This window comes from Arthrobacter sp. SX1312, assembly GCF_002929295.1.
Classification (GTDB): Bacteria; Actinomycetota; Actinomycetes; order Actinomycetales; family Micrococcaceae; genus Arthrobacter_D.
In genome coordinates, this window is record NZ_PJIM01000002.1 from 981744 (window position 1) to 1002950 (window position 21207).

At 70.3% G+C, this 21207-nt stretch carries 22 protein-coding genes and 1 riboswitch; of the genes, 14 read left to right on the forward strand and 8 right to left on the reverse strand.

Features of this window, described 5'->3' with window-relative positions:
• Window positions 1–2: 2 nt before the first annotated feature.
• Together CXQ92_RS12165 and CXQ92_RS12170 are read right to left on the reverse strand one after the other, a co-directional pair.
• Window positions 3–800 carry a methyltransferase domain-containing protein gene (locus CXQ92_RS12165; protein ID WP_104167958.1) on the reverse strand — a complete coding sequence of 266 codons (798 nt, stop codon included), beginning with the start codon at window positions 798–800 and terminating at the stop codon, window positions 3–5.
• 10 nt (window positions 801–810) lie between these two features.
• Window positions 811–1299, reverse strand: a complete 489-nt coding sequence (locus tag CXQ92_RS12170) for a MarR family winged helix-turn-helix transcriptional regulator (protein WP_104167959.1) — start codon at window positions 1297–1299, stop codon at window positions 811–813.
• Between the two features lie 102 nt (window positions 1300–1401).
• Here CXQ92_RS12170 and CXQ92_RS12175 point away from each other — a divergent pair, with 102 nt between their 5' ends.
• From CXQ92_RS12175 to CXQ92_RS12190, 4 genes are all read left to right on the forward strand, one after another.
• Window positions 1402–3555, forward strand: a complete 2154-nt coding sequence (locus tag CXQ92_RS12175; protein WP_104167960.1) for an efflux RND transporter permease subunit — start codon at window positions 1402–1404, stop codon at window positions 3553–3555.
• A 100-nt stretch (window positions 3556–3655) separates the two neighbouring features.
• Window positions 3656–4348, forward strand: coding sequence for an AAA family ATPase (locus tag CXQ92_RS12180; protein WP_104167961.1), 693 nt, complete (start codon window positions 3656–3658; stop codon window positions 4346–4348).
• 10 nt (window positions 4349–4358) lie between these two features.
• The gene (locus CXQ92_RS12185; protein ID WP_104167962.1) at window positions 4359–4619 is read left to right on the forward strand and encodes a DUF6221 family protein; all 261 of its coding nucleotides are present in this window, start codon (window positions 4359–4361) and stop codon (window positions 4617–4619) included.
• 168 nt (window positions 4620–4787) lie between these two features.
• On the forward strand, window positions 4788–5276 hold the full coding sequence (locus CXQ92_RS12190; protein ID WP_146067464.1) for a hypothetical protein: 489 nt from the start codon (window positions 4788–4790) through the stop codon (window positions 5274–5276).
• On the opposite strand, the gene CXQ92_RS12195 is transcribed toward CXQ92_RS12190, so the two are convergent.
• Window positions 5273–6088, reverse strand: coding sequence for a response regulator transcription factor (locus tag CXQ92_RS12195; RefSeq protein WP_104168238.1), 816 nt, complete (start codon window positions 6086–6088; stop codon window positions 5273–5275). The two genes, CXQ92_RS12190 and CXQ92_RS12195, sit on opposite strands and share 4 nt — an antisense overlap.
• Window positions 6089–6198: 110 nt before the next feature.
• A riboswitch (cyclic di-GMP riboswitch) is annotated at window positions 6199–6273 on the reverse strand.
• A gap of 113 nt (window positions 6274–6386) precedes the next feature.
• A complete protein-coding gene (locus CXQ92_RS12200; RefSeq protein WP_104167964.1) occupies window positions 6387–7283 on the reverse strand; it encodes a LysR family transcriptional regulator ArgP in 897 nt (298 codons plus the stop codon).
• A 69-nt stretch (window positions 7284–7352) separates the two neighbouring features.
• On the opposite strand from CXQ92_RS12200, the gene CXQ92_RS12205 reads away from it, so the two are divergent.
• Window positions 7353–7958 (forward strand): LysE/ArgO family amino acid transporter, encoded by a 606-nt coding sequence (locus CXQ92_RS12205; protein WP_104167965.1) that lies wholly within the window; start codon window positions 7353–7355, stop codon window positions 7956–7958.
• Window positions 7959–7989: 31 nt separating this feature from the next.
• Here CXQ92_RS12205 and CXQ92_RS12210 read toward each other — a convergent pair whose 3' ends face one another.
• A complete protein-coding gene (locus CXQ92_RS12210) occupies window positions 7990–8211 on the reverse strand; it encodes a hypothetical protein (protein ID WP_104167966.1) in 222 nt (73 codons plus the stop codon).
• 104 nt (window positions 8212–8315) lie between these two features.
• Between CXQ92_RS12210 and CXQ92_RS12215 the strand changes: the two genes are divergently transcribed.
• From CXQ92_RS12215 to CXQ92_RS12250, 8 genes are all read left to right on the forward strand, one after another.
• Window positions 8316–8660, forward strand: a complete 345-nt coding sequence (locus CXQ92_RS12215) for a PadR family transcriptional regulator (protein WP_104167967.1) — start codon at window positions 8316–8318, stop codon at window positions 8658–8660.
• Complete coding sequence (locus tag CXQ92_RS12220; RefSeq protein WP_104167968.1) at window positions 8657–9031, forward strand: permease prefix domain 1-containing protein; 375 nt, start codon at window positions 8657–8659, stop codon at window positions 9029–9031. Before CXQ92_RS12215 ends, CXQ92_RS12220 begins: the two co-directional genes overlap by 4 nt.
• Window positions 9028–9588, forward strand: coding sequence for a hypothetical protein (locus CXQ92_RS12225; protein WP_146067465.1), 561 nt, complete (start codon window positions 9028–9030; stop codon window positions 9586–9588). The genes CXQ92_RS12220 and CXQ92_RS12225 overlap by 4 nt, the downstream gene beginning before the upstream one ends.
• Before the next feature lie 117 nt (window positions 9589–9705).
• The gene (locus CXQ92_RS12230; RefSeq protein WP_104167970.1) at window positions 9706–11019 is read left to right on the forward strand and encodes a DUF2252 family protein; all 1314 of its coding nucleotides are present in this window, start codon (window positions 9706–9708) and stop codon (window positions 11017–11019) included.
• 138 nt (window positions 11020–11157) lie between these two features.
• Window positions 11158–13029, forward strand: coding sequence for a molecular chaperone DnaK (dnaK, locus tag CXQ92_RS12235; protein WP_104167971.1), 1872 nt, complete (start codon window positions 11158–11160; stop codon window positions 13027–13029).
• 2 nt (window positions 13030–13031) lie between these two features.
• A complete protein-coding gene (locus CXQ92_RS12240) occupies window positions 13032–13694 on the forward strand; it encodes a nucleotide exchange factor GrpE (RefSeq protein ID WP_104167972.1) in 663 nt (220 codons plus the stop codon).
• A gap of 161 nt (window positions 13695–13855) precedes the next feature.
• Window positions 13856–14851 carry a DnaJ C-terminal domain-containing protein gene (locus CXQ92_RS12245; RefSeq protein ID WP_104167973.1) on the forward strand — a complete coding sequence of 332 codons (996 nt, stop codon included), beginning with the start codon at window positions 13856–13858 and terminating at the stop codon, window positions 14849–14851.
• A gap of 64 nt (window positions 14852–14915) precedes the next feature.
• A complete protein-coding gene (locus CXQ92_RS12250) occupies window positions 14916–15356 on the forward strand; it encodes a heat shock protein transcriptional repressor HspR (protein WP_104167974.1) in 441 nt (146 codons plus the stop codon).
• Here the strand turns inward: CXQ92_RS12250 and CXQ92_RS12255 are convergent.
• Window positions 15353–16411 carry a LacI family DNA-binding transcriptional regulator gene (locus tag CXQ92_RS12255; protein WP_104167975.1) on the reverse strand — a complete coding sequence of 353 codons (1059 nt, stop codon included), beginning with the start codon at window positions 16409–16411 and terminating at the stop codon, window positions 15353–15355. The genes CXQ92_RS12250 and CXQ92_RS12255 overlap by 4 nt on opposite strands.
• Window positions 16412–16563: 152 nt before the next feature.
• On the opposite strand from CXQ92_RS12255, the gene pulA reads away from it, so the two are divergent.
• Window positions 16564–19644, forward strand: a complete 3081-nt coding sequence (pulA, locus tag CXQ92_RS12260) for a pullulanase-type alpha-1,6-glucosidase (RefSeq protein WP_104167976.1) — start codon at window positions 16564–16566, stop codon at window positions 19642–19644.
• Window positions 19645–19809: 165 nt separating this feature from the next.
• Here the strand turns inward: pulA and CXQ92_RS12265 are convergent, their stop codons facing one another.
• Window positions 19810–20058 (reverse strand): SCO4226 family nickel-binding protein, encoded by a 249-nt coding sequence (locus CXQ92_RS12265; RefSeq protein WP_104167977.1) that lies wholly within the window; start codon window positions 20056–20058, stop codon window positions 19810–19812.
• Between the two features lie 113 nt (window positions 20059–20171).
• The gene (locus CXQ92_RS12270; protein WP_104167978.1) at window positions 20172–21185 is read right to left on the reverse strand and encodes a LacI family DNA-binding transcriptional regulator; all 1014 of its coding nucleotides are present in this window, start codon (window positions 21183–21185) and stop codon (window positions 20172–20174) included.
• Between the last annotated feature and the right edge of the window lie 22 nt (window positions 21186–21207).

Below are 21207 nucleotides of genomic sequence, written 5' to 3' on the forward strand. Positions count from 1 at the left end.
GCTCAGGCGCGGGCGAGAATCTCGACGCTCGGCATGAGGAACACGGCGTCCTCGGCACGCCCCCACCTGCGCCAGCCCTCGGCCAGGCGCTGCAGGGTCTGCCGGTCGGCGAGTCCCCGCTCGATGGTCTGCTCGGCGAAGGCGGAGTGCTCCACGCGCTCGGCCCAGGACTCCGCATGCGCACGCCTGTCCGCGGCAGTGGCGTACACCCAGTTCGACGACGACACCTCGACGTCCGCGAAGCCGGCCGCGGCCGCCCACCCCGGCAATCGCCGGCCGGCGTCGGGCTCACCGCCGTTCCCGCGGGCCAGCTCCCCGTACAGCTCCCGCCACTCGTCGAGCTCGCCGACCGCCGGGTACCAGGTCATCGCGCCGAAGTCCGCCTCGCGGGCGGCCACGATGCCCCCCGGCCGCACGACGCGCCGCATCTCCCGGAGCGCAGCCACCGGGTCCGCGAGGTGCTGCAGCACCTGGTGCGCGTGCACGACGTCGAACGATTCGTCGGGGACGTCGAGGTCGTACACGTTGCCCTCGCGGAACTCCACGTTGGCCACGTCCGCGTGGGTGGCGGACGCCTGCGCGACGACGTCGGCCGACCGGTCGATGCCGGTCACCCATCCGGGGGCCACGAGATCCGCGAACCCCGCGGTGATGCTGCCCGGTCCGCACCCGATGTCCAGCAGGTCCATGCCGGCCTCGAGGAAGGGCTCGAGGTAGGCGGCCGACGACGTCACCGTGCGCATCGCATGTGCAGCCGTCACGCTCGGGTGGTGTCCGTGGGAATAGACCTCGTTGTTCATGCCTGGAAGGCTAACCGGCGGACCGGTCCGCAGCCAGCCCGACGCCGTCCCGGGCGTCGTCCTTCGCGGCGACCGTGGCGTCGGTGATCTTCTGCATCATGTCGCGCAGCAGTGACAGCTGCTCGTCCGTGTACTGGTCGAAGACGCCGTTGATGTGGCGGGCGAGCGGGGCGAACAGCATCGCGCCGGTGCTGAGGGCCTTCTCGGTCAGCTGGAGGTGGACCTGCCGCCGGTCGACCTCACTGCGTCGCCGTGTGACGTGGCCGGCGGAATCGAGGCGGTCGACCAGGGCCGTGGTGGCCGGCGAGCTCAGGTTCAGCTCCTCGCGCAGCAGGCCGGGGGTGACGGTGAGGCCGGCCCGTGCAGCGCCCATCATGATGCTCAGGGCATGGAGATCGGTGCGGTACAGGCTGTCGCGCTCACTGGCGGCCTCCACGTAGCGCTCGGTCTCGATGGTGAACTGCCGCATGAGTGCCATGAGTTCGTCCCTCGTGGCCATGGATCCTCGCCTCCTGTCCCTCCCAGCTTAGGCCCGTTCCCAACTATCTCCATCATAGATATACTTTGCTGTAGAGATACCCCTGGAGAGGTGTGGAGTGCGATGAAGAACAGATGGCTGAGGGTGCTGCTGCCCGTCGTGGTGGTCCTGATCTGGCTGATCGGAGCGGCGGTGGGCGGCCCGACCTTCGGGCGGCTCGAGGAGGTCTCGAGCAACGACCAGGCGTCCTTCCTGCCTGCCGGCGCCGAGTCGACGGAAGCCGGGGAACTGCAGCAGAGGTTCAGTGACTCGGACGCCGTTCCCGCCGTGATCGTGGCGGAATCGGACACCGCGATCGATCCGCGGGACCTCGGCGCCTACGAGGAGCTCGGCGCGACGCTCGGCGGTGTCGACGGCCTCGAATCCCCGGCCGAGGGGGCGCCGGCGGTTGCCGGTCCCATCCCGTCGGAGGACGGGTTCGCCGTCCAGTACATCGGCTTCGTCTCCTCCGACGCGGAACTCGCGGAGGTGGTCGGCGAGCTGCGCACCATCCTCGACGACGACCTGCCCGAGGGCGTCACCGGCTACGTGACCGGCCCGGCCGGGTTCACCAACAACCTCGTCGAGGCCTTCGGCGGGATCGACGGCATCCTGCTCGCCGTCGCCCTCGGCGCGGTGTTCCTCATCCTCCTCGTCGTCTACCGGTCCATCGTGCTGCCGTTCCTCGTCCTGCTGACCTCGGTGTTCGCGCTCGCGACGTCGATCCTGCTGATCTTCTGGCTCGCGACGCTCGACGTGATCCAGCTCAGCGGCCAGAGCCAGGGCATCCTCTCGATCCTCGTGATCGGCGCCGCCACGGACTACGCGCTGCTGCTCGTCGCCCGGTTCCGGGAGGCGCTCACGGAGAACGAGACGAAGTGGCAGGCCATGCGCGTGGCCTACCGCGGTTCGATCGAGCCGATCCTCGCCTCCGGCGCCACCGTGATCCTCGGCCTGCTCTGCCTGCTCTTCTCGGATCTCAACTCGAACCAGAGCCTCGGGCCGATCGCCGCCATCGGCATCGCCTTCTCGCTCGCCGCGGCGCTCACGCTCCTCCCCGCGTTCCTCCTCCTGTTCGGCAGGGCGGCCTTCTGGCCCCTGCTCCCGCGCTACAACCCCGCGTCGGCCGCCGTCGTCGCCCCGCACCACGGCAGGCACGCCGCGGCGACCGGCGCCGGGCCGGAGACCGGGCTCGAACGGCTGAAGGGACTCTGGCGGCGCGTGGCCCTGCTCGTGGGCCGCCGCCCGCGCGTGCTGTGGATCGCGTCGCTGCTCGTCCTGGTGGCGGGCGCCCTCGGGCTGACCCAGCTGCAGGCCAACGGCGTCCCGCAGTCCGCCCTGATCCTGACGCCGTCCAACGCGGTCGACGGCCAGGAGGCCCTCGCCCGCCACTTCGACGCCGGCTCCGGGAGCCCCGTCTACGTCGTCGCCCCGGAGGCCGACCAGGAGGCCGCGCTCGACGTCGTCTCGGCGCAGGAGGGCATCTCCGACGCCGCCGTGACCGCTGACCCGAGCGGCGCCGCCGTCGTCGAGGACGGGCAGGTCCTCATCAGCGGCACGCTCGAGTACCAGGCCGACTCCGAACAGGCGGAGGACGTCGTCCGCGGGCTGCGGACCGCGCTCGACGACGTCGGCGGAGGAGACGCGCTGGTGGGCGGCGTCACGGCGGTGGCGATCGACACGAACGACACCGCGCTCGCCGACCTCGTCAAGATCATCCCGATCGTCCTGGCGGTCATCCTCGTGGTGCTGATCATCCTGCTCCGTTCCGTGCTCGCGCCGGTACTCCTCGTGGCCAGCGTTGCGCTCTCCTATGCCACGGCGCTCGGCGTCTCGGCGGTGGTGTTCAACACCGTCCTCGGGTTCGAGGGGGCCGACGCATCGGTGCCGCTGTTCGGCTTCGTGTTCCTGGTGGCCCTGGGCGTGGACTACAACATCTTCCTGATGACCCGGGTCCGGGAGGAGTCGCTCCGGATCGGCACGCGGCCCGGCATCCTGCGGGGGCTCGGCGTGACGGGCGGCGTCATCACCTCGGCCGGCGTGGTCCTGGCGGCGACCTTCGCCGCACTGGGCGTGATCCCGATCCTGTTCCTCGCGCAGATCGCGTTCATCGTGGCCTTCGGTGTCCTCCTCGACACCATCCTGGTGCGCTCGCTGCTCATCCCGGCCCTGGCGTACGACATCGGCCCGAGGATCTGGTGGCCGTCCCGGCTCGGCAGGGTGCCGTCCCCGCGGTAACGGGCGGGGCCGACCCGGTCCCGCGGAGAACGGCCCGTCTCCCGGCTCCGGCACAGCCCGGGCCGGGAGGGCTCCTAGGATCAACCCGTATAACTGGAGGATGACTCCCCGAACGAGAACCCCCGACAAGCGAGCCCGCCGTCCGGTGCGTCGCTTCGTCGTCGCCCTGGTGGGCATCGACGGCGCGGGCAAGACGACGGCCGCCTCGGCGCTCGGCGGGCTCCTCGGCACCACGACGCCCACCATGGTCCTCGCCAATCCATCGGGCCGGCGCACCATGACGGCGTGGACCGCGCGGCTCGGCCTCGACGTTCCGCCACGGTCCCTCGACCTCCTGGAATCCGTGGTCCGGGCGGTCAACGTGCTCACCAACCACCTGCGCGCCCACCGGTTCGACGGCGTCGTCATCCTGGACCGGCACCTGCACTGCCAGCAGGCGCTGCGCACCACCCGCGGACTGCCGCGGGGCAGGTTCCTCGCTGCGCTGGCCCGCACGCTGCCGGCCCCGGACGTCGTCGTGTTCCTCGACGTCAGCCCGGAGGAGGCCCTCCGCCGGATCACCGCGCGGGGCGCCGACACCGAACGCGTGGAGCACCTCCGGGCCTACCGCGACGCCTACCGCGGGCTTCCCGAATTCGCGGGTTTCCGGCGCGTGGATGCCGACGGCGCGCAGCCCCGGGTCGTCGAGGAGCTCGAGGGGATCGTCGGCGGGGCCGGCCGGGTCGCGGCCTGGTGCGCGACGGCGGACCGTCCTCCGCGTGGGGTGGACGATGCAGCTGCTCCCGCTGGATAAGGTTTCAGGTATGAATGAGATCGCCGCCTTCCTCGACGCACGCATCACCGAGGACGAGAAAGCCGCCCGCACGGGCACCCTCCCGGAAGAAGTGTGGGGTGCGCGGGGCTGGTACGAGCCCGCGCGGGTCCTGTCGGAATGCGAGGCCAAGCGGCGTCTCCTGCGGTTCGCGCTCGCCGACCTCGGTGAGCCCCACGGGTCGAGCGTGCTGAAGCTGCTCGCCGGTCCCTGGGCCGGCCACGGGGGCTACCGGCCGGAGTGGAAGGCCTGACCGGAGGACGGCTCAGGCGCCCGCAGCCCGACGCCGCCCGGCCGGCACCGGGTGACGGGACGGTGAAGCGCAGCGGTCGTACCGGCAAACGTCCTGCTCCAGCGCAAGCTTTGCGCAAGAACTCCGTGCAGGTGCACGCCGCCCACCTGCCATCGCTAGGCTTGGAGTGTGCCCCTACCTTCGACTCCGTCAGGCCCTGACCAGTATCAGGGCCGGTATCCGGTGGACGGCGCGGCACCCCTCCCACACGATGCCGCCCCGTCCCTCGACGCGCCGGGCAAGGCGGCGCCCCTCGTGGACCCCTCGGTCCTCGGGGACATGGCGCGCGACTTCTCCGACCCCGCCGTCGTCCTCCGGTTCGCGCGTGACTTCTCCGCGACGCTCGAGGGCAAGCTCGAGCGGTTGGAGCTGAGGATCGGGGCCGGCGATGCCACGGGCGCCGAGGACGCCGTCCTCAGCGTGACGACGTCGGCCATGATGGTGGGCGCGGTCCGCCTCGACCAGGCTGCGCGGGTGGTCCACCGGATGATCGTCGCCCACGACCTCGACGGCGCCCGGCGCGCGAGCGCCCTGCTGCGTGCGTGCGCAGCGGACACGCTCGGGGTACTGCGGGCAGGCTACCCGGACCACCCCGGGGCGGCGGCAGCTCTCAGCTAGTCCTTGTCCCGGGGCACGACGCGGAACCCCACGCCCCGCACCGTCGTGATGAGGTCCGGGCCGCCGTCCACGCGCGCCAGCTTCTGGCGGAGATTCGCGATATGCACCTCGATGGCCCGCTCGTCCGTACGGCTGACGAAGTTGTACCCCCGGTAGTCCCCGCCCCGGGACACCCGGACCAGCTCCTCCTTGGTCCGGACGGCGCCGTTGCCGCGCATCAGCTCGTACAGCAGATTGAATTCGGTCTTCGTGAGCGGCAGTTCCACGCCGGCACAGCTGGCGATCCGCGCGTCGCCGTCCACCGTGATGCCGCCGTTTCGCAGGACGTTGGCGGACTTCGCCGGGACGGCATCGTCGTCGGACGGGGTGGGCGCGGGGGCTGCGAGTGCCTCGGTCCGGGCCGGCGGGGAGTGCGTGTTCTGCCCGATGCGGGGGCGGCGGAGCATCGCGTCGATGCGGGCCCGCAGTTCGCGGGGCCGGAACGGCTTCAGGACGTAGTCGTCGGCTCCGGCCTGGAGTGCGGTGAGGATGTCCATCTCGTCGCTGTGGCCGCTGAGCACGATCACGTAGCAGTCGGTGGTGTTGCGGATCCGGCGCAGGACCTCGTAACCGTCGATATCGGGGAGCCCGATGTCCAGGGTCACCAGCATCGGGTGCTGCTGGCGGACCACGTCGACACCCTCGCGCCCGGTGGTCGCACCACTGACCACGAAGCCGCCCTGTTCCAGGACGGCGCAGACCAGGTTCCGGATGTCGAGATCGTCCTCGATGACGACGGCGGCCCGACGATCGCCCGGTGGGGAGCTATTCATCGCGTGCTGCACCGGGGCGGTTCCGTGGGGCGGCCGGGGTCTGCCGGCGGGCGGGTCTGGGAACTGGGGGGACGTGGCGTGTCCGAGGCATACTCCGTGGACCTGTTCTCTTCGGCGGCCCGGCTGACCTCAGGGGTCCCGTGGCTTTGCGTCCCCGGCTCGCACCGGGTTTGCCTTTGTCGACGAGCGGCTGCTCGCTCGACGATAGTAGCAACCCCCACCGACGCCGTCATGAACGACGGGGAGCGCCGTCGGTCCGTGGCGCCACCGCACCCCACGCAGGGGGTCTCCCTCGCCGTCAGCTCCTCCGCGCAGGTGGGTGGAGGAGGAGCGCCGCGGACCGCAGTACCGCGTCGCTGACGGCAGCCAGGGACGTGGATCCGTGGCGCCACTGCTGCCAGTACAGGGGGACGTCCACGTGGCCTCCCGGGTCGAGCAGGACGAGGCCCTGGGGGTCGGACCGCAACTCCAGTTCGGACACGAGGCCCCACCCCATGCCGAAGCGGATCGCGTCCGCGAAGGCCTGCGCCGCGGGCAGGAAGTGACGCGGCGGGTCGAAGGCACTGCGGATGCGCGAACGGAGGTACTGGTCCTGGAGGTCGTCCTTCCGGTCGAAGAGGACCACGGGGGCGCGGGAGAGCCGTTCCGGCGTCGCCCCGTCGGCGAACCAGGTGTCCCGGAAGTCCACGGAACAGACGGGCACGTAGCGCATGACGCCGAGCGGCTGCGAGGAACATCCCTGCACGGGAGCGGCCACGGACGTGATGGCCGCCGAGGCGGCACCGCTGCGCAGCAGGTCGAGGGAGTAGTCCTCGTCCTCCCGGAGGATCTCGAGCTGCAGGGTGTCTGCGACGCGGGCGAGGGCCGGCAGTACCCAGGTGTGCAGGGAGTCGCCGTTGGCCACGATCGTGATCCGCCGGCGGGGGCCGTCGCGGGCGGAGTCGAGCTCGGTGGCGAGGTCCGCCGACAGCAGTTCGAGCTGCCGCGCGAAGCGGACGATCGCCTCTCCCGCTCCGGTGGGGCGGAGGGGGCGTGTGCGGGTGAGGACCGGGCGCCCGACGGCGACCTCGAGGGCCCGGATCCGCTGGCTGATCGCTGAGGGCGAGACGGACAGCGTGGAGGCCGCTGCCTCGAAACTGCCCTTCTCGATGATCGCCGCAAGGGCTTCGGCCTGTCCCGGATCGACTAATCGCATAAGCAACTCTTATCTCGGTGAAGAAGCATTAGTTTGTCTAAGCATAAGTGCCGGCCCTAGGTTGGTTCCGTGATCTCCACCGCCGCCACCGGCCTCGCCGCCGGACTGACCCTGATCGTCGCCATCGGCTCGCAGAACGCTTTCGTGCTGCGCCAGGGCCTGCGGCGGTCCCATGTCGCGCTGGTCGTGGTGGTGTGCGCCGTCTCGGACCTCGTGCTCATCGTGCTCGGCGTCGGCGGGTTGGGAGCGGCGATCGAGCAGGCCCCCGTGCTCGTGGAGGTGGTGCGCTGGGCCGGGGCGGCTTTCCTCACGGGATACGCCGTCCTCGCGGGGCGGCGCGCGCTCCAGGGGGAGCGGCTCGACGTCGACGGAGGGCCCGCGACGACGTCCTGGCGTGCCGCGCTCGGAACCTGCCTCGCCCTCACCTGGCTCAATCCGCACGTCTATCTCGACACCGTGCTGCTGCTGGGATCACTCGCGAACACGCACGGCACGCCGGGCCGGTGGTGGTTCGGCGCGGGCGCCGCCCTCGGCAGCATCCTGTGGTTCTCGGCGCTCGGCGTGGGGGCGCGCTTCCTCGCCCCCGTTTTCGCCCGCCCCTGGGCCTGGCGCATCCTTGATGCACTGATCGCCGCGGTCATGCTCCTGCTGGCCGTGCTCCTCGTCCTGCGGTAGCGCGCGTCGGTGGTCGCGGCGCTACCCGCGGCTATTCCTCGTTGGCGCGCTCCTCGATCCAGTCCGTCGCCGCGTCCGAGAGCAGGATGCCGTCGGGGCCGCGTTCGCCCATCCACCACGACTCGGAGGCCACCAGGCCGCCGGCCCTGCTGATCTCGGCGACCACCTCGGGCGTGAGCGCCTCACCGTTGTGGGCGATCAGCCACTCCCTGGTCTGCGGCGTGACGCTGTTCCACCATTGTTCGAGATCCATGGGCGACAGTATGGCACCCCCGCGGATCACCCCCGGAGGGTGATCGCCGGGACGACAACCGGCCACGTCTTCCTACACTGTGCGTCGCACACCATAGTGTTGACATGGAAATCGACGAGGGCCTGGTCGCCGGACATCTGCAGGAACTGCGGCGCGGGACGGTCGTCCTGGCGTGCCTCACCCGGCTGCGCACGCCCGACTACGGGTATGCGCTCCTGGGCTCGCTCGACGACCTGGACCTCCAGGTCGACGCGAACACGCTCTATCCACTCCTTCGGCGCCTCGAGAAGCAGGGCCTGCTGACCAGCGAGTGGGACACCGCCGAATCCCGTCCGCGCAAGTTCTACCGGACGAGCCCGGCCGGCGACGACCTCGCCGCCACCCTCACCGCCGACTGGGATCGGCTGACCGCCTCGCTGCACCGCCTCGCCGAAGGGGAACTGCCATGACCACGCTGACCGATCGCTATGTATGGGCAGCCGTCCGCACCGTGCCCGACTCCCAGCGCGCCGAGATCGAACCCGAGATCCGGGAGATGATCGGCGACGCCGTCGACGCGCACCGCACCGCCGGGGAGGAGCCCGGCACCGCCGAACGCTCGGCCCTCACGGAGCTGGGCGACCCGGAACGCCTCGCGGCCGACTACGTGCAACGCCCGCTCCTGCTGATCGGGCCCCGGTACTACCTCGACTGGATGCGGCTCCTGAAGACCCTCCTGTCCATCGTGGTCCCGATCGCCACCCCGGTGGTCTTCCTCGTGCAGTTCCTGAGCCAGGGGATCTCGGTGCGGCCATCGGCAGTGCGGTGGCGACCGCGTTGAGCGTCACGGTGCACGTCAGCTTCTGGACCACGCTGGTGTTCGCCGTCCTCGAGCGTGCGAGCGTCACCGACACCGGGGTGGAGTGGTCGCCCGACCGCCTCCCGGCACTGCCCGACCACTCCCGGCGCAGCCGGCTGCCGGAGTTCATCGCATCCCTCGTCTTCCTCGCCGCCCTGGCGGTGGCCGTCCTCTGGCAGCAGGTGTCCTCCGTCGTCAGGGCCGCGGACGGAAGCGCTGTCCCGCTGCTCGATCCCGCGCTGTGGTCCTTCTGGCTCCCGTGGTTCCTCGGGCTGATCGCCGCCGAGGCCGTCTTCGCGGCCTGGCTGTACCTGCGGGACTGGTCCTGGGCGGCCGCCGTCGTGAATCTCGTCCTCGCCCTCGCCTTCGCGGTGCCCGCGGTCCTCCTGTGGTCCGGGGGCGGCTGCTCAATCCCGACTTCGTCGACGCCGTCGGGTGGGATCCGGCCGCCGCGACCGGCGGCGGCTGGACCATCGCCTCCATCATCACCGGGGTGGTGGTCCTGTTCGTCGCCTGGGATGTGGTGGACGGGTTTCTGAAGGCGCGACGCGCCTCGCACGTCACGCCGCAACGCGCCGTCCTCACGCATCACTGATCCTCCACCCGCTTCTCCACCCGCGGTCGGGATCCACAGGGAACGCGCGTACGGTGGCGTGATGGCAGCCACCGAGTCCCGTCAGCAGCACATCGTGAGCACCCTCGTGGAGGCCCACCAGGACCTCATGGGCGTCGACCCCCTCGCCTTCCGGGCGCGGTTCCGGAAGATGGCCGCCGATCCGTACGCCTTCTACCGGGGCAGTGCGGCCCTGTTCTACACCGACATGGCACAGCTCGACGACGCCTGGGCGGACGAGCGCACGAGCCGGGTGTGGATCCACGGCGACCTGCACGCGGAGAACTTCGGCACCTACATGAGCAACGAGGGCCGCCTCACGTTCGACGTCAACGACTTCGACGAGGCCTACGTGGGCCACTTCTCGTGGGACCTGCGCCGCTTCGTCGCGTCGCTGACGCTGCTGTGCTGGCAGAAGGCACTGCCGTCGCAGTCGGTGCGCGACCTCTCGCGCATCTACCTCGAGGCCTATCTCGGCCGGGTCGCGGACTACGTGGAGGACGAGCAGTCCACCTTCGCCTTCGGGCTCGACAACACGGACGGACCCGTCTACCGGGTGCTGCAGCAGGCCCGGGCGGCGCGCAGGACGCGGCTGCTCGACGCGCTCACCCTCATCGAGGACTACGAGCGCCAGTTCCGGGACGACGGGTCGATCCGGGTGCTCGACGACGACGAGCACCGGGAGGTGGCCGACGCCTTCGACCGCTACCTCTCCACCATCCCGGACAGCGAGCGGTCCCGCCGGCGGGTGTTCTACCGGGTGAAGGGCATCGTGGGCAAGAAGGGGTTCGGGATCGGCAGTGCCGGCCTGCCGACCTACAACGTGCTGATCGAGGGGTTCGACGAGGCCCAGGAGAACGACATCATCCTCACGATGAAACAGTCGAACATCGCTGCACCCAGCCGGATCGTGGACGACGAGCGGGTCCGCGGCTACTTCGTGGACGACGGGCACCGCGCCGTCATCAGCCAGCGGTCCCTGCAGACCCACACCGACCCGTTCCTCGGCTACACGACGATCCGCGGCGTCTCCTTCGTGGTGTCGGAGCTCTCACCCTACAAGCGGGACCTCTCCTGGGAGGACCTCACCGAGCCCGAGCAGATGGTGCCGGTGCTTGAGGCGCTGGGGCAGGCGACGGCGAAGATCCACTGCTCGACCGACGAGGACAGCGACCACGACCTCGTACCGTTCCGCACCGAGACCGCCATCCTGGCCGCCGTGGACCGCTCCCGCGAGGACTTCCTCGAGGACATCGTCGGGTTCGGAGAGGCCTACGCGGCCACGGTGCGCGAGGACCACGCGCTCTTCGTGGACGCCTTCCGCGAAGGACTCATCACCGCCGTACCGGCCGCCTAGGGGCCGGAGTTGAGTCGATCGGACTCAACTCCGTTTGGACCTGACCCGGCCGGCCCGTATACTTGAGTGCAGAACGCTCAATCTACGCGCCCGGCGGATGAGCGCCTCGCAAACCCCGGGCAGTCGAAAGGAATTTGCATGTCACGTGCAGTAGGTATTGATCTCGGAACCACCAACTCGGTCGTCTCGGTTCTCGAAGGCGGCGAGCCCACCGTCATCGCGAACGCCGAGGGCGCCCGCACCACGCCGTCGATCGTCGCATTCTCCAAGTCCGGCGAGGTCCTGGTGGGCGAGATCGCCAAGCGCCAGGCCGTCAACAACATCGACCGCACCATCGCGTCGGTCAAGCGCCACATGGGCACCGACTGGAACGTCGCCATCGACGACAAGAAGTACACGCCGCAGGAGATCTCGGCGCGCATCCTCCAGAAGCTCAAGACCGACGCCGAGAGCTACCTTGGCGAGAAGGTCACCGACGCCGTGATCACCGTGCCGGCGTACTTCAACGACGCCGAGCGCCAGGCCACCAAGGAGGCCGGCGAGGTCGCGGGTCTGAAGGTGCTGCGTATCGTCAACGAGCCCACCGCCGCGGCCCTCGCCTACGGCCTGGACAAGGGCAAGGAGGACGAGCTGATTCTCGTGTTCGACCTCGGCGGCGGAACGTTCGACGTCTCCCTGCTCGAAGTCGGCAAGGACGAGGACGCCTTCTCCACCATCCAGGTCCGCTCGACCGCCGGTGACAACCGCCTCGGTGGCGACGACTGGGACCAGCGCGTCGTGGACTACCTGCTCTCGCAGGCCAAGGCCAAGGGTGCCGACCTCTCCAAGGACAAGATCGCCCTGCAGAGGCTGAAGGAAGCCGCCGAGCAGGCCAAGAAGGAACTGTCCTCGGCGACGTCCACCAACATCTCCCTGCAGTACCTCTCGGTGACGCCGGACGGCCCCGTCCACCTCGACGAGCACCTCTCCCGCGCCAAGTTCCAGGACCTCACCAAGGACCTCCTGGACCGCACGAAGAAGCCGTTCCACGACGTCATCACCGAAGCCGGCATCAAGGTGGCCGACATCGACCACATCGTCCTGGTCGGCGGCTCCACCCGCATGCCCGCCGTCGGCGAGCTCGTCAAGGAGCTCGCGGGCGGCAAGGAGCCCAACAAGGGCGTCAACCCGGACGAGGTCGTGGCCGTCGGTGCCGCGCTGCAGGCCGGTGTCCTGAAGGGCGAGCGCAAGGACGTCCTCCTCATCGACGTCACCCCGCTGTCCCTGGGCATCGAGACCAAGGGCGGCATGATGACCAAGCTCATCGAGCGCAACACGGCCATCCCCACCAAGCGCAGCGAGACCTTCACCACGGCGGACGACAACCAGCCGTCGGTGGCCATCCAGGTGTTCCAGGGCGAGCGTGAGTTCACGCGTGACAACAAGCCGCTGGGCACGTTCGAGCTGACCGGCATCGCGCCGGCTCCGCGCGGCGTCCCGCAGGTCGAGGTCACCTTCGACATCGACGCCAACGGTATCGTGCACGTGTCCGCCAAGGACAAGGGCACCGGCACCGAGCAGTCGATGACCATCACCGGTGGTTCCTCGCTCTCCAAGGAGGACATCGACCGCATGGTGCGCGAGGCCGAGGAGCACGCCGCCGAGGACAAGAAGCGCCGCGAGGCCGCCGACATCCGCAACGGCGCCGAGCAGCTCGCCTACTCGGTGGACAAGCTGATCGCCGACAACGCGGACAAGCTGCCCGAGGAGGTCAGGACCGAGGTCCAGGCCGACGTCGACGCCCTCAAGAAGGCCCTGGAGACGCAGGACAACGACGACGAGGTCAAGGCGGCCTTCGAGAAGCTGCAGGCCTCGCAGTCCAAGCTCGGCGAAGCGATCTACGCCTCGGCGCAGCAGGACGCCGGCCAGGCCGGCGCAGCGCCCGCCGACGACCAGCCAGCCTCCGCCGGTACCGACGAGGACATCGTCGACGCCGAAGTGGTTGACGAAGACACCAGCGAAAAGAAGTAGTCATGCCGCACCACGGAAACGAAGAAGAGCACCAGTCGGAACCGGTGAACTCATCCGACAGCCGGAGGATCGACCCCGAGACAGGCGAAGTCCGTGGGCAGCAGCAGGACGCCGGCGAGCCGGCCGCGGAGGAATCCGCGGCCGGAGCGCAGGCCACGCCCGCAGCCGACGCTTCCGACGGGGACGCCCTGGCCCAGGCCGAGGCCATTCTGAACGAGGCCGGTGCCGAGGGCGAGAGCAACCCGGCGGTGGACGTCGTCGCGGAGCTCCGCAACGACCTGCTCCGCCTGCAGGCGGAGTACGTCAACTACCGGCGCCGCGTCGAGCGTGACCGCGACGTCGCCCGCGACCAGGCGGTCATCGGCGTCCTCAACTCGCTGATGCCCGTCCTCGACGACATCGACGCCGCCCGCCAGCACGGCGATCTCGCGGAGGGACCGTTCGCGGCCATCGCGGGCAAGCTCGAGAACGTCCTGAAGACGTACGAACTGACCCGGATCGACGAGATCGGCGTCGCGTTCGACCCGAACGTCCACGAGGCGCTCATCCAGCAGCCGAGTGCGGACGTCCAGGCCGACAGCGTCAGCCAGATCCTCCGCGCGGGCTACCGCAAGGGGGAGCGCGTCCTCCGGGCCGCCCAGGTGATCGTGGCAGTGCCGGAGTAATCAGCGGCACGGGCGCCGGGACAGTTCCCGAACGGCGGCAACGAAATTCCTGCGGGCCTTGGTGGCCCTTGGAATATTGAAGCCGCCTTCCTCGGGAACTGTCCCGGCGTAGCACGCTTACCCACTTTTCGAATCGGAAGAACAACGGAAGGAGACGCCCATTGGCTAGTCAGGATTGGGTCGACAAGGATTTCTACAAGATCCTGGGTGTCTCCAAGGACGCGTCCGGCGACGACATCAAGAAGGCGTACCGGAAGCTCGCGCGCAAGCACCACCCGGACCAGAACCAGGGGGCTGCGGCGTCGGAGCGCACCTTCAAGGATGTGTCGGAGGCCTACTCCGTCCTGTCCGACGCCGAGCAGCGCCAGCAGTACGACGCCATCCGCGCGATGGGCGGCGGCGCGCGCTTCGCCGCAGGCGGAACAGGCGGCGGCGCCGGGGCCAACGCCGGCTTCGAGGACGTCTTCGGCAACCTCTTCGGCCAGGGCGCAGGCACCCGCCAGCGCACCGGTTTCTCGAACGGCAACCTGCCGCCCGAGTTCGCCGACCTGTTCGGTGGCGGGGGCATGGGTGGCGGCGGCTTCCCCGGCGGGTTCCAGTCCACCCGCCCGCAGAAGGGCGCGGACCGCACGGCAAGTACGTCCATCTCCTTCGCCGGTGCCATCAACGGCACGACGATCGGCCTGCGCGAACCCTCCGGGGAGCAGATCGACGTCCGGATCCCGGCCGGGATCCGCGACGGCCAGAAGGTCCGGGTCAAGGGCAAGGGCCAGCCGGGCCAGGCCGGTCCCGGTGACCTCATGGTCAGCGTCAGCGTGAAGGAGCATCCGCTCTTCAAGCGCGACGGCGATAACATTCGCCTGCACGTGCCCGTCAGCTTCCCGGAGGCGGCGCTGGGCGCCGAGATCCAGGTGCCGACGCTCAGCGGCGAGATGGTCACGATGCGGGTACCCGCCGGCACGCCGTCGGGCAGGACCCTCCGGCTCAAGGGCCGTGGGGTCAAGACCTCGAAGACGACCGGTGACCTGCTGGTGGTCGTCGACGTCGTCGTTCCGCAGAACCTCTCGAAGGAGGCGGAAGCGGCGGTGGAGACGTTCCGCGCCGCCACGAAGGACGCGGATCCGCGGGCGGGCCTGGCCGCGAAGGCGCGCCTGTAGCAGGACGTTCGCGCAGTACCTCCGAGCAGCATCCGGGAGCATCGGCAACGGAAGGAGACCCGCCATGGACCACACCTTGCCCATCTATGTCATCTCGGTGGCCGCCGAGCTCGCCGACATGCACCCCCAGACGCTCCGCCAGTACGACCGCCTGGGCCTCGTGACGCCGAGCCGGGCGCCGGGCCGTGCGCGGCGCTACTCCCAGAAGGACGTCAGTACGCTGCGCGAGATCCAGCGCCTCTCGCACGAAGGGGTGTCGCTGGAGGGTATCCGGCGGATCCTCGACCTCGAGAACCAGGTCGCGGCGCTCCAGGCGCGCGTCGCGGAACTGACCTCCGAACTGGCGGCCCGCCACGTCCACGCCGAATCGAGCCGGGTCTTCGCCGCCGGTCTCGCGGGGGACGTCGTCACCCTCGTCCGCGGGCAGCGTCCCCGCCCCCGCAGCCAGGCCCTCATGGTGTGGCGCCCCGAGTCGGCGCGCACCTCCACCCAGGCGTTCAACTAGCCCCCGGAGGACCCGGGGCCGGTCCGCACCGCGGGCCCCGCCCCGGTGGAGCCGCGGACCACCAGGTCCGCCTGGAACAGGATCTCGTTCCGCGAGGCCCGGTCCCCGTCCAGTTCGGTGACCAGCGCGTGGACGGCGGCCTCCGCCATCGACGCCACGTTCTGCCGCAGGGTCGTCAGCGGCGGATCGGTGAAGGCCATGAGCGGGGAATCGTCGAAACCCACCACCGAGATGTCCTCCGGCACCCGCAGGCCGCGGGTCCGGGCGGCACGGACGGCGCCGAGGGCCATCACGTCGGAGGCGCAGACGATCGCCGTGTGTCCCGCGTCGATGAGCTCGTTCGCTGCGCTCTGCCCGCCCTCGATGGTGAACATGCTCGTCGCGACGTGCGGCTCGGCGTCGTCCTCGCCGAGGAACTGGACGAGCCCGGAGCGGAAACCCTCTAGCTTGCGACGGCTCGGGATGAAACGGTCGGGGCCCGTCGCGAAGCCCACGCGCTGGTGGCCCTGCGCCACGAGGTGCCGGACGGCCGTGCGGATGGCGGTGGCGTCGTCGTTGGAGACGGATGGCGCGTCGATCTCGGGCCTGGCCCCGTTGACGAGCACGAACGGCACCCGGCCGCGCAGGCGCCGGTAGCGCTCCATGCTCGCCCGGCCGTCGGAGTGGGCGGCGCAGACGAAGATGATCCCGCTGACGCCCTGGTCCAGCATGAGGGCGACGTACTCGTCCTCGGTGATGCCCCCGCCCGGCAGGGTGCACAGGGCAGGGATGTAGTCGTTGGGTGCCAGCAGGGCCGCGATGGCGCCGGCGAAGGCCGGGAAGATGGGGTTCACGAGGTCCGGGACCACGACGCCGATCTGCCCCTTGGAGCGCCCGGCCGTGCGGGAGGGCCGCTCGTAGCCCAGGCTGTCCATCGCCGCGAGGACGGCCTCCCGGGTCTCCTGGGAAGCACCGCCCTTGCCGTTCAGGACGCGCGACACGGTGGGGACGCTGACGCCGGCAGTGCGGGCGACGTCGTCCAGGCGTGGCCGCTCGCGACGCTTACCGGGGGTCATGGCCCTAATCTAGCGCAGGCCGCGGGGCCGCCCGAAAGATTGCGTGAAAGTTTTGCAAAGACTTTCTGCTCGGCCCCCGGCGTCCCTAGGGTAGGAGTATCCACTCCTCCTCAGTCCGGCCTGCAGCGACGCATGGCCGGGGAAGGACCACCATGACCCTGAACACCACGGATACGGGCCGGACCGGCGGAAGGCCGCCCCTTCGGCGCCGGTCCCGGCTCGCCGCCGTCGTCCTGACCGCGCCGCTCCTCGCGACCCTCATGCCTGCGCCCGCACTGGCCGACCACACGACGCCGCCGGGTACGGTCGCGCTCGTGGGCTCCCTGCAAGCGGAACTCGGCTGTCCCGACGACTGGCAGCCGGAGTGCGCAGCCACCAGACTCGTACCCGTGGACGGCTCGCCGGACACCTGGTCGGCGACCTTCGACGTCCCCGCCGGATCCTACGAGTACAAGGTGGCGCTGAATGAGTCCTGGGGCGAGAACTACGGCGCCGACGGCGCTGCCGGTGGCGCGAATCTCGCGCTGCAGGCTCCGGGCGGCCCCGTGACCTTCACCTACGACCACCGCACGCACGTCATCTCGAGCGACGCGCCCCCGGCGCCCACGGGGTCGACGGCGGCGCACTGGCTCACCGCGGACACCCTCGCCTGGGGCGCGGAGCTGCCGGAGGACGCCCGCTTCCGGCTGTACTCCGCCCCGGAGGGCGGACTCGTCGCCGAGGACGATCGTGTCACGGGTGGCACCTACCTCGACCTCCAGCGCGGCAGCGATGACCTGCCTGCGGATCTCGCCGCCCGGTACCCGCACCTGGCCGACCTCATGACCGTGACGCTCGGGAAGAAGGACGCCCGGAAGGCCGGGGAACTCCTCAGGGGTCAGCTGCTCCTCGCCGCCGTCGGGCCGGACGGGAAGGTCCTGGCCACCACCGGTGTCCAGGTGCCCGGAGTGCTCGACGACCTCTACGCAGGAGCCGAACGCCGGCAGCTCGGCCTCAGCTGGAAGGGCAGGAAGCCGCACCTCGACCTGTGGGCCCCGACGGCGCGCAGCGTCTCCGTGCAGGTCTTCCGCGACGGCTCGGCCGGCGAGCCGATCGCCACGCGCCCCCTGCGCGCGGGTAAGGACGGCGTCTGGAGCGTCGACGGCGAGAAGGGCTGGAACGGTGCGTACTACCTCTACGACGTCGAGGTCTTCGTCCCCGAGACCGGCGCCGTGGAACGCAACCTCGTGACCGACCCCTACAGCGTCGGCCTGTCCACGAACTCGGAGCGTTCACTGATCGTGGACCTCACGGATCCGGGGCTCATGCCGTCGTCGTGGGCCACCCTGCCGAAACCTGTCCTCGAGCGCCCCGAGGAGCTGTCCGTCTACGAACTCCACGTGCGGGACTTCTCCATCTCCGACGCCACCGTGCCCGAGGCCGAACGCGGCACGTACGCCGCGTTCAGCCGGCCGGACAGCGCCGGCATGCAGCGGCTCTCGGAGCTGGCCGACAACGGGCTCAACGCCATCCACCTCCTGCCCGTGAACGACATCGGCACCATCGAGGAGGACCGGGCGCGGCAGTCCGAACCCGCCTGCGACCTCGAGGCGTTCGCCCCGGACAGCACCGGACAGCAGCAGTGCGTCACCGACGTCGCCGCCCGGGACGGCTTCAACTGGGGCTACGACCCGCTGCACTACACGACGCCGGAGGGCTCCTACTCCACGAACCCCGAGGACGCCACGCGCATCCGCGAGTTCCGCGGCATGGTCGCCTCGCTCAACGGGTCCGGGCTGCGGGTCATCCAGGACATCGTCTACAACCACACCGCGGGTGCCGGCCAGTCGTCGGAGAACAACCTCGACCGGATCGTGCCCGGCTACTACCACCGCCTCGACCCCGAGTCGGGTGCCGTCGAGACCTCGACCTGCTGCCCGAACACGGCGACCGAACACACCATGATGGGCAAGCTGATGGTCGACTCGATCGTGACGCTCGCGCGCACCTACAAGCTCGACGGCTTCCGGTTCGACCTCATGGGGCACCACTCGAAGCAGAACATCCTCGACGTCCGTGCGGCCCTCGACACGCTGACCCTCGAGCGCGACGGCGTGGACGGCACGTCCATCTACCTCTACGGCGAGGGCTGGAACTTCGGGGAGGTCGCGGACAACGCCCGGTTCGTCCAGGCCACGCAGGCCACCATGGCCGGCACAGGCATCGGCACGTTCAACGACCGGCTCCGCGATGCCGTGCGCGGCGGCGGACCCTTCGACGACGACCCCCGGATCCAGGGCTTCGCCTCCGGGCTGCTGACCGACCCGAACGGCGTCGCCGGCAACGGCACCACGGCCGAACAGCGCGCCGAGCTGCTGCTGTCGCAGGACCAGATCCGGGTGGGGCTCACCGGCAACCTGAGGGACTACATGTTCACCGACCGCACCGGCCGGCAGGTCACGGGCGCCGACGTCGACTACAACGGGTCACCGACCGGGTACGCCGCGGACCCGCAGGAGAGCATCACCTACGTGGAGGCGCACGACAACGAGACGCTCTTCGACGCGCTCGCGTTCAAGCTGCCGGCCGACACCCCGATGGCCGACCGCATCAGGATGCAGACGCTGGCGCTGTCCACCACGGCCCTCGGCCAGGGGGTCTCCTTCTGGCACGCGGGGGGCGAGGCGCTGCGCAGCAAGTCGCTGGACCGCAACAGCTACGACTCCGGCGACTGGTTCAACATCCTCGACCACACGGGCACGGACAACGGCTTCGGCCGGGGGCTGCCGCCGCGGGCTGACAATGAGGGCAAGTACGCGTTCATGCGGCCGCTGCTGGCCGACCCGGCGCTCAAGCCGTCACCGGCTGACATCGACGCCGCGAGCGGGCAGGCGCAGGAGCTGCTGCGGATCCGGCAGGGCAGCCCGCTGTTCAGCCTCGGCACGGCCGCGCTCGTCCAGCAGAAGCTGTCCTTCCCGGGCAGCGGCCCGGACCAGACGCCCGGCGTCATCGTGATGCACCTGGACGACACCGTCGGTCCCGATGTCGATCCAGGGCGGAAGGGCATCGTCGTGGTCTTCAACGCCTCCGACGAGCCCACCACCCAGCGCGTCCCCGCCGCCGCCGGCACGGGCTTCGCGCTGCACGCCGTCCAGGCGGACGGGAGCGACGACATCGTCCGCCAGGCGGCGGCCACCGCGGACGGGACCTTCACCGTCCCTGCCCGCACGGTTGCGGTGTTCGAGGCGCGGTAGTCCGCCCCCGGGGCCCGGCATCCCTTCCGGGGTGCCGGGCCCCGTGCGTCCCGGGAAGAATCGGCGCGCGTCGCCGCGACGATCGGACCTGGCTGAACCCGGAGACCACGGTGGCTCGCACGACGAGTACCGTCTCGAGCCGGGTGCGTGACGCGGAGGTCTGCGCTACACCGCCAGGGGGACGGGATGCACCTCGTCCGCGGGATGACCTGTGCGTTCGTGAATGCGCTTCACGGCGTCCGCGGACGGGGCGTCGGACAGGCAATAGACGACGCCCGCCTCAGGGTCGGCCCAGGCGCTCCTGAAGACGACGTCCTCCTCGCCCTGAATGGCGAGATCTGCCGCGTGAGCCGCCTCCAGATCCTCCTTCGTCAGGCCCTTCATGTTGTGGTGGACATCCATGAATGAAGGCATGACAACCCTCCTCGATCGTGGTTGATATTGGCTGCAGGGGTGTGAGGTCTGCAGGATAGATGCCTGACGGAGGGTCGTCAAGAGGCCCGCCCTGGTGTCGGGCCGGGTCCGGGTCATGCCGACGGGGCGGCGGTGCTCGACCGGATGATCAGCGCGGTCCGGGCGGAGTGGTTGGTGGGACGGTACGCGTCCGGGTCCTGCAGGATCTGCAGGAGGCGCTCGACGGCGCGCTTGCCCTGCTGCTGCGGGAACTGGGCGACGGTGGTCAGGCCGAGCGCCTCCCCGAGCTCGTGCCCGTCGATGCCGATCACCGAGACGTCCTCGGGGACGCGCAGGCCCAGCTCGCGGGCGGCCAGGATGGCGCCGATGGCCATCTCGTCGGAGGCACAGAAGACGGCGGTCGGGGTGTCCCGCGGGTAGCCGAGGAGCTGCTTCGCCTGGCTGTGCGCGCCCTGGATGGTGAAGTCGGCATCCACACGCCAGGAGTCGAGGATCTCCAAGCCTGCCGCGGCCATCGCCGATTCGTAGCCGTGGCGGCGCGTGCCGGCGATCCGGAAATCGTTCTCGAAGGCGTCGGACCCGCCGATGTGGGCGATCCGCCGGTGCCCGAGGTTGATGAGGTGCTCGGTGGCGAGTTCCGCGATCTCGCGGTCGTTGACGCTGTAGGTCTCCGCGCCGGGGAGCGGGCCGCCGATCCCGACGACGGGCTTCCCGACGGCCAGGAGCTGTCCCAGTTCCTCGCGGCTCAGTTCGAGGGAGACCGGGATGACGCCGTCGCAGCGCTGGCGCAGCAGGAACTCGGAGAGGACCCGGTCGCGGATGGCGGCGTCCTCGTTCAGGTTGTAGAGCGTGAGATCGTAGCCGGCGGTGAGGAGGGACGCCGCGAGGCTGTCCACGATCTGGGAGTAGTACCAGCGAGCGACGGACGGCACGACGACGCCGATGTTGCGGTGCCGCCCGGAGGCCAGGGACGAGGCGGTCGAGCTGACGACGAAGTCGAGCTCCCTCGCCGCCTGCAGCACGCGGGCGCGCGCACGCTCGGAGACCCGGCCGTTGCCGCTGAGGGCCCGGGAGACGGTGGCGGTGGACACGCCGGCCAGCTGGGCGACGTCCTTGATGCCGGCCATGGTCCCCTCTCCGCGTGGTCAG

Coding starts and splice junctions, on each gene's coding strand:
- pulA (WP_104167976.1), top strand. CDS start 16,564: ATGACCCTGAACACCACGGATACGGGCCGGACCGGCGGAAGGCCGCCC.
- CXQ92_RS12220 (WP_104167968.1), top strand. CDS start 8,657: ATGACCACGCTGACCGATCGCTATGTATGGGCAGCCGTCCGCACCGTG.
- CXQ92_RS12215 (WP_104167967.1), top strand. CDS start 8,316: ATGGAAATCGACGAGGGCCTGGTCGCCGGACATCTGCAGGAACTGCGG.
- CXQ92_RS12195 (WP_104168238.1), bottom strand. CDS start 6,088: ATGAATAGCTCCCCACCGGGCGATCGTCGGGCCGCCGTCGTCATCGAG.
- CXQ92_RS12265 (WP_104167977.1), bottom strand. CDS start 20,058: ATGCCTTCATTCATGGATGTCCACCACAACATGAAGGGCCTGACGAAG.
- CXQ92_RS12250 (WP_104167974.1), top strand. CDS start 14,916: ATGGACCACACCTTGCCCATCTATGTCATCTCGGTGGCCGCCGAGCTC.
- dnaK (WP_104167971.1), top strand. CDS start 11,158: ATGTCACGTGCAGTAGGTATTGATCTCGGAACCACCAACTCGGTCGTC.
- CXQ92_RS12185 (WP_104167962.1), top strand. CDS start 4,359: ATGAATGAGATCGCCGCCTTCCTCGACGCACGCATCACCGAGGACGAG.
- CXQ92_RS12170 (WP_104167959.1), bottom strand. CDS start 1,299: ATGGCCACGAGGGACGAACTCATGGCACTCATGCGGCAGTTCACCATC.
- CXQ92_RS12240 (WP_104167972.1), top strand. CDS start 13,032: ATGCCGCACCACGGAAACGAAGAAGAGCACCAGTCGGAACCGGTGAAC.
- CXQ92_RS12230 (WP_104167970.1), top strand. CDS start 9,706: ATGGCAGCCACCGAGTCCCGTCAGCAGCACATCGTGAGCACCCTCGTG.
- CXQ92_RS12255 (WP_104167975.1), bottom strand. CDS start 16,411: ATGACCCCCGGTAAGCGTCGCGAGCGGCCACGCCTGGACGACGTCGCC.
- CXQ92_RS12180 (WP_104167961.1), top strand. CDS start 3,656: ATGACTCCCCGAACGAGAACCCCCGACAAGCGAGCCCGCCGTCCGGTG.
- CXQ92_RS12165 (WP_104167958.1), bottom strand. CDS start 800: ATGAACAACGAGGTCTATTCCCACGGACACCACCCGAGCGTGACGGCT.
- CXQ92_RS12270 (WP_104167978.1), bottom strand. CDS start 21,185: ATGGCCGGCATCAAGGACGTCGCCCAGCTGGCCGGCGTGTCCACCGCC.
- CXQ92_RS12200 (WP_104167964.1), bottom strand. CDS start 7,283: ATGCGATTAGTCGATCCGGGACAGGCCGAAGCCCTTGCGGCGATCATC.
- CXQ92_RS12210 (WP_104167966.1), bottom strand. CDS start 8,211: ATGGATCTCGAACAATGGTGGAACAGCGTCACGCCGCAGACCAGGGAG.
- CXQ92_RS12175 (WP_104167960.1), top strand. CDS start 1,402: ATGAAGAACAGATGGCTGAGGGTGCTGCTGCCCGTCGTGGTGGTCCTG.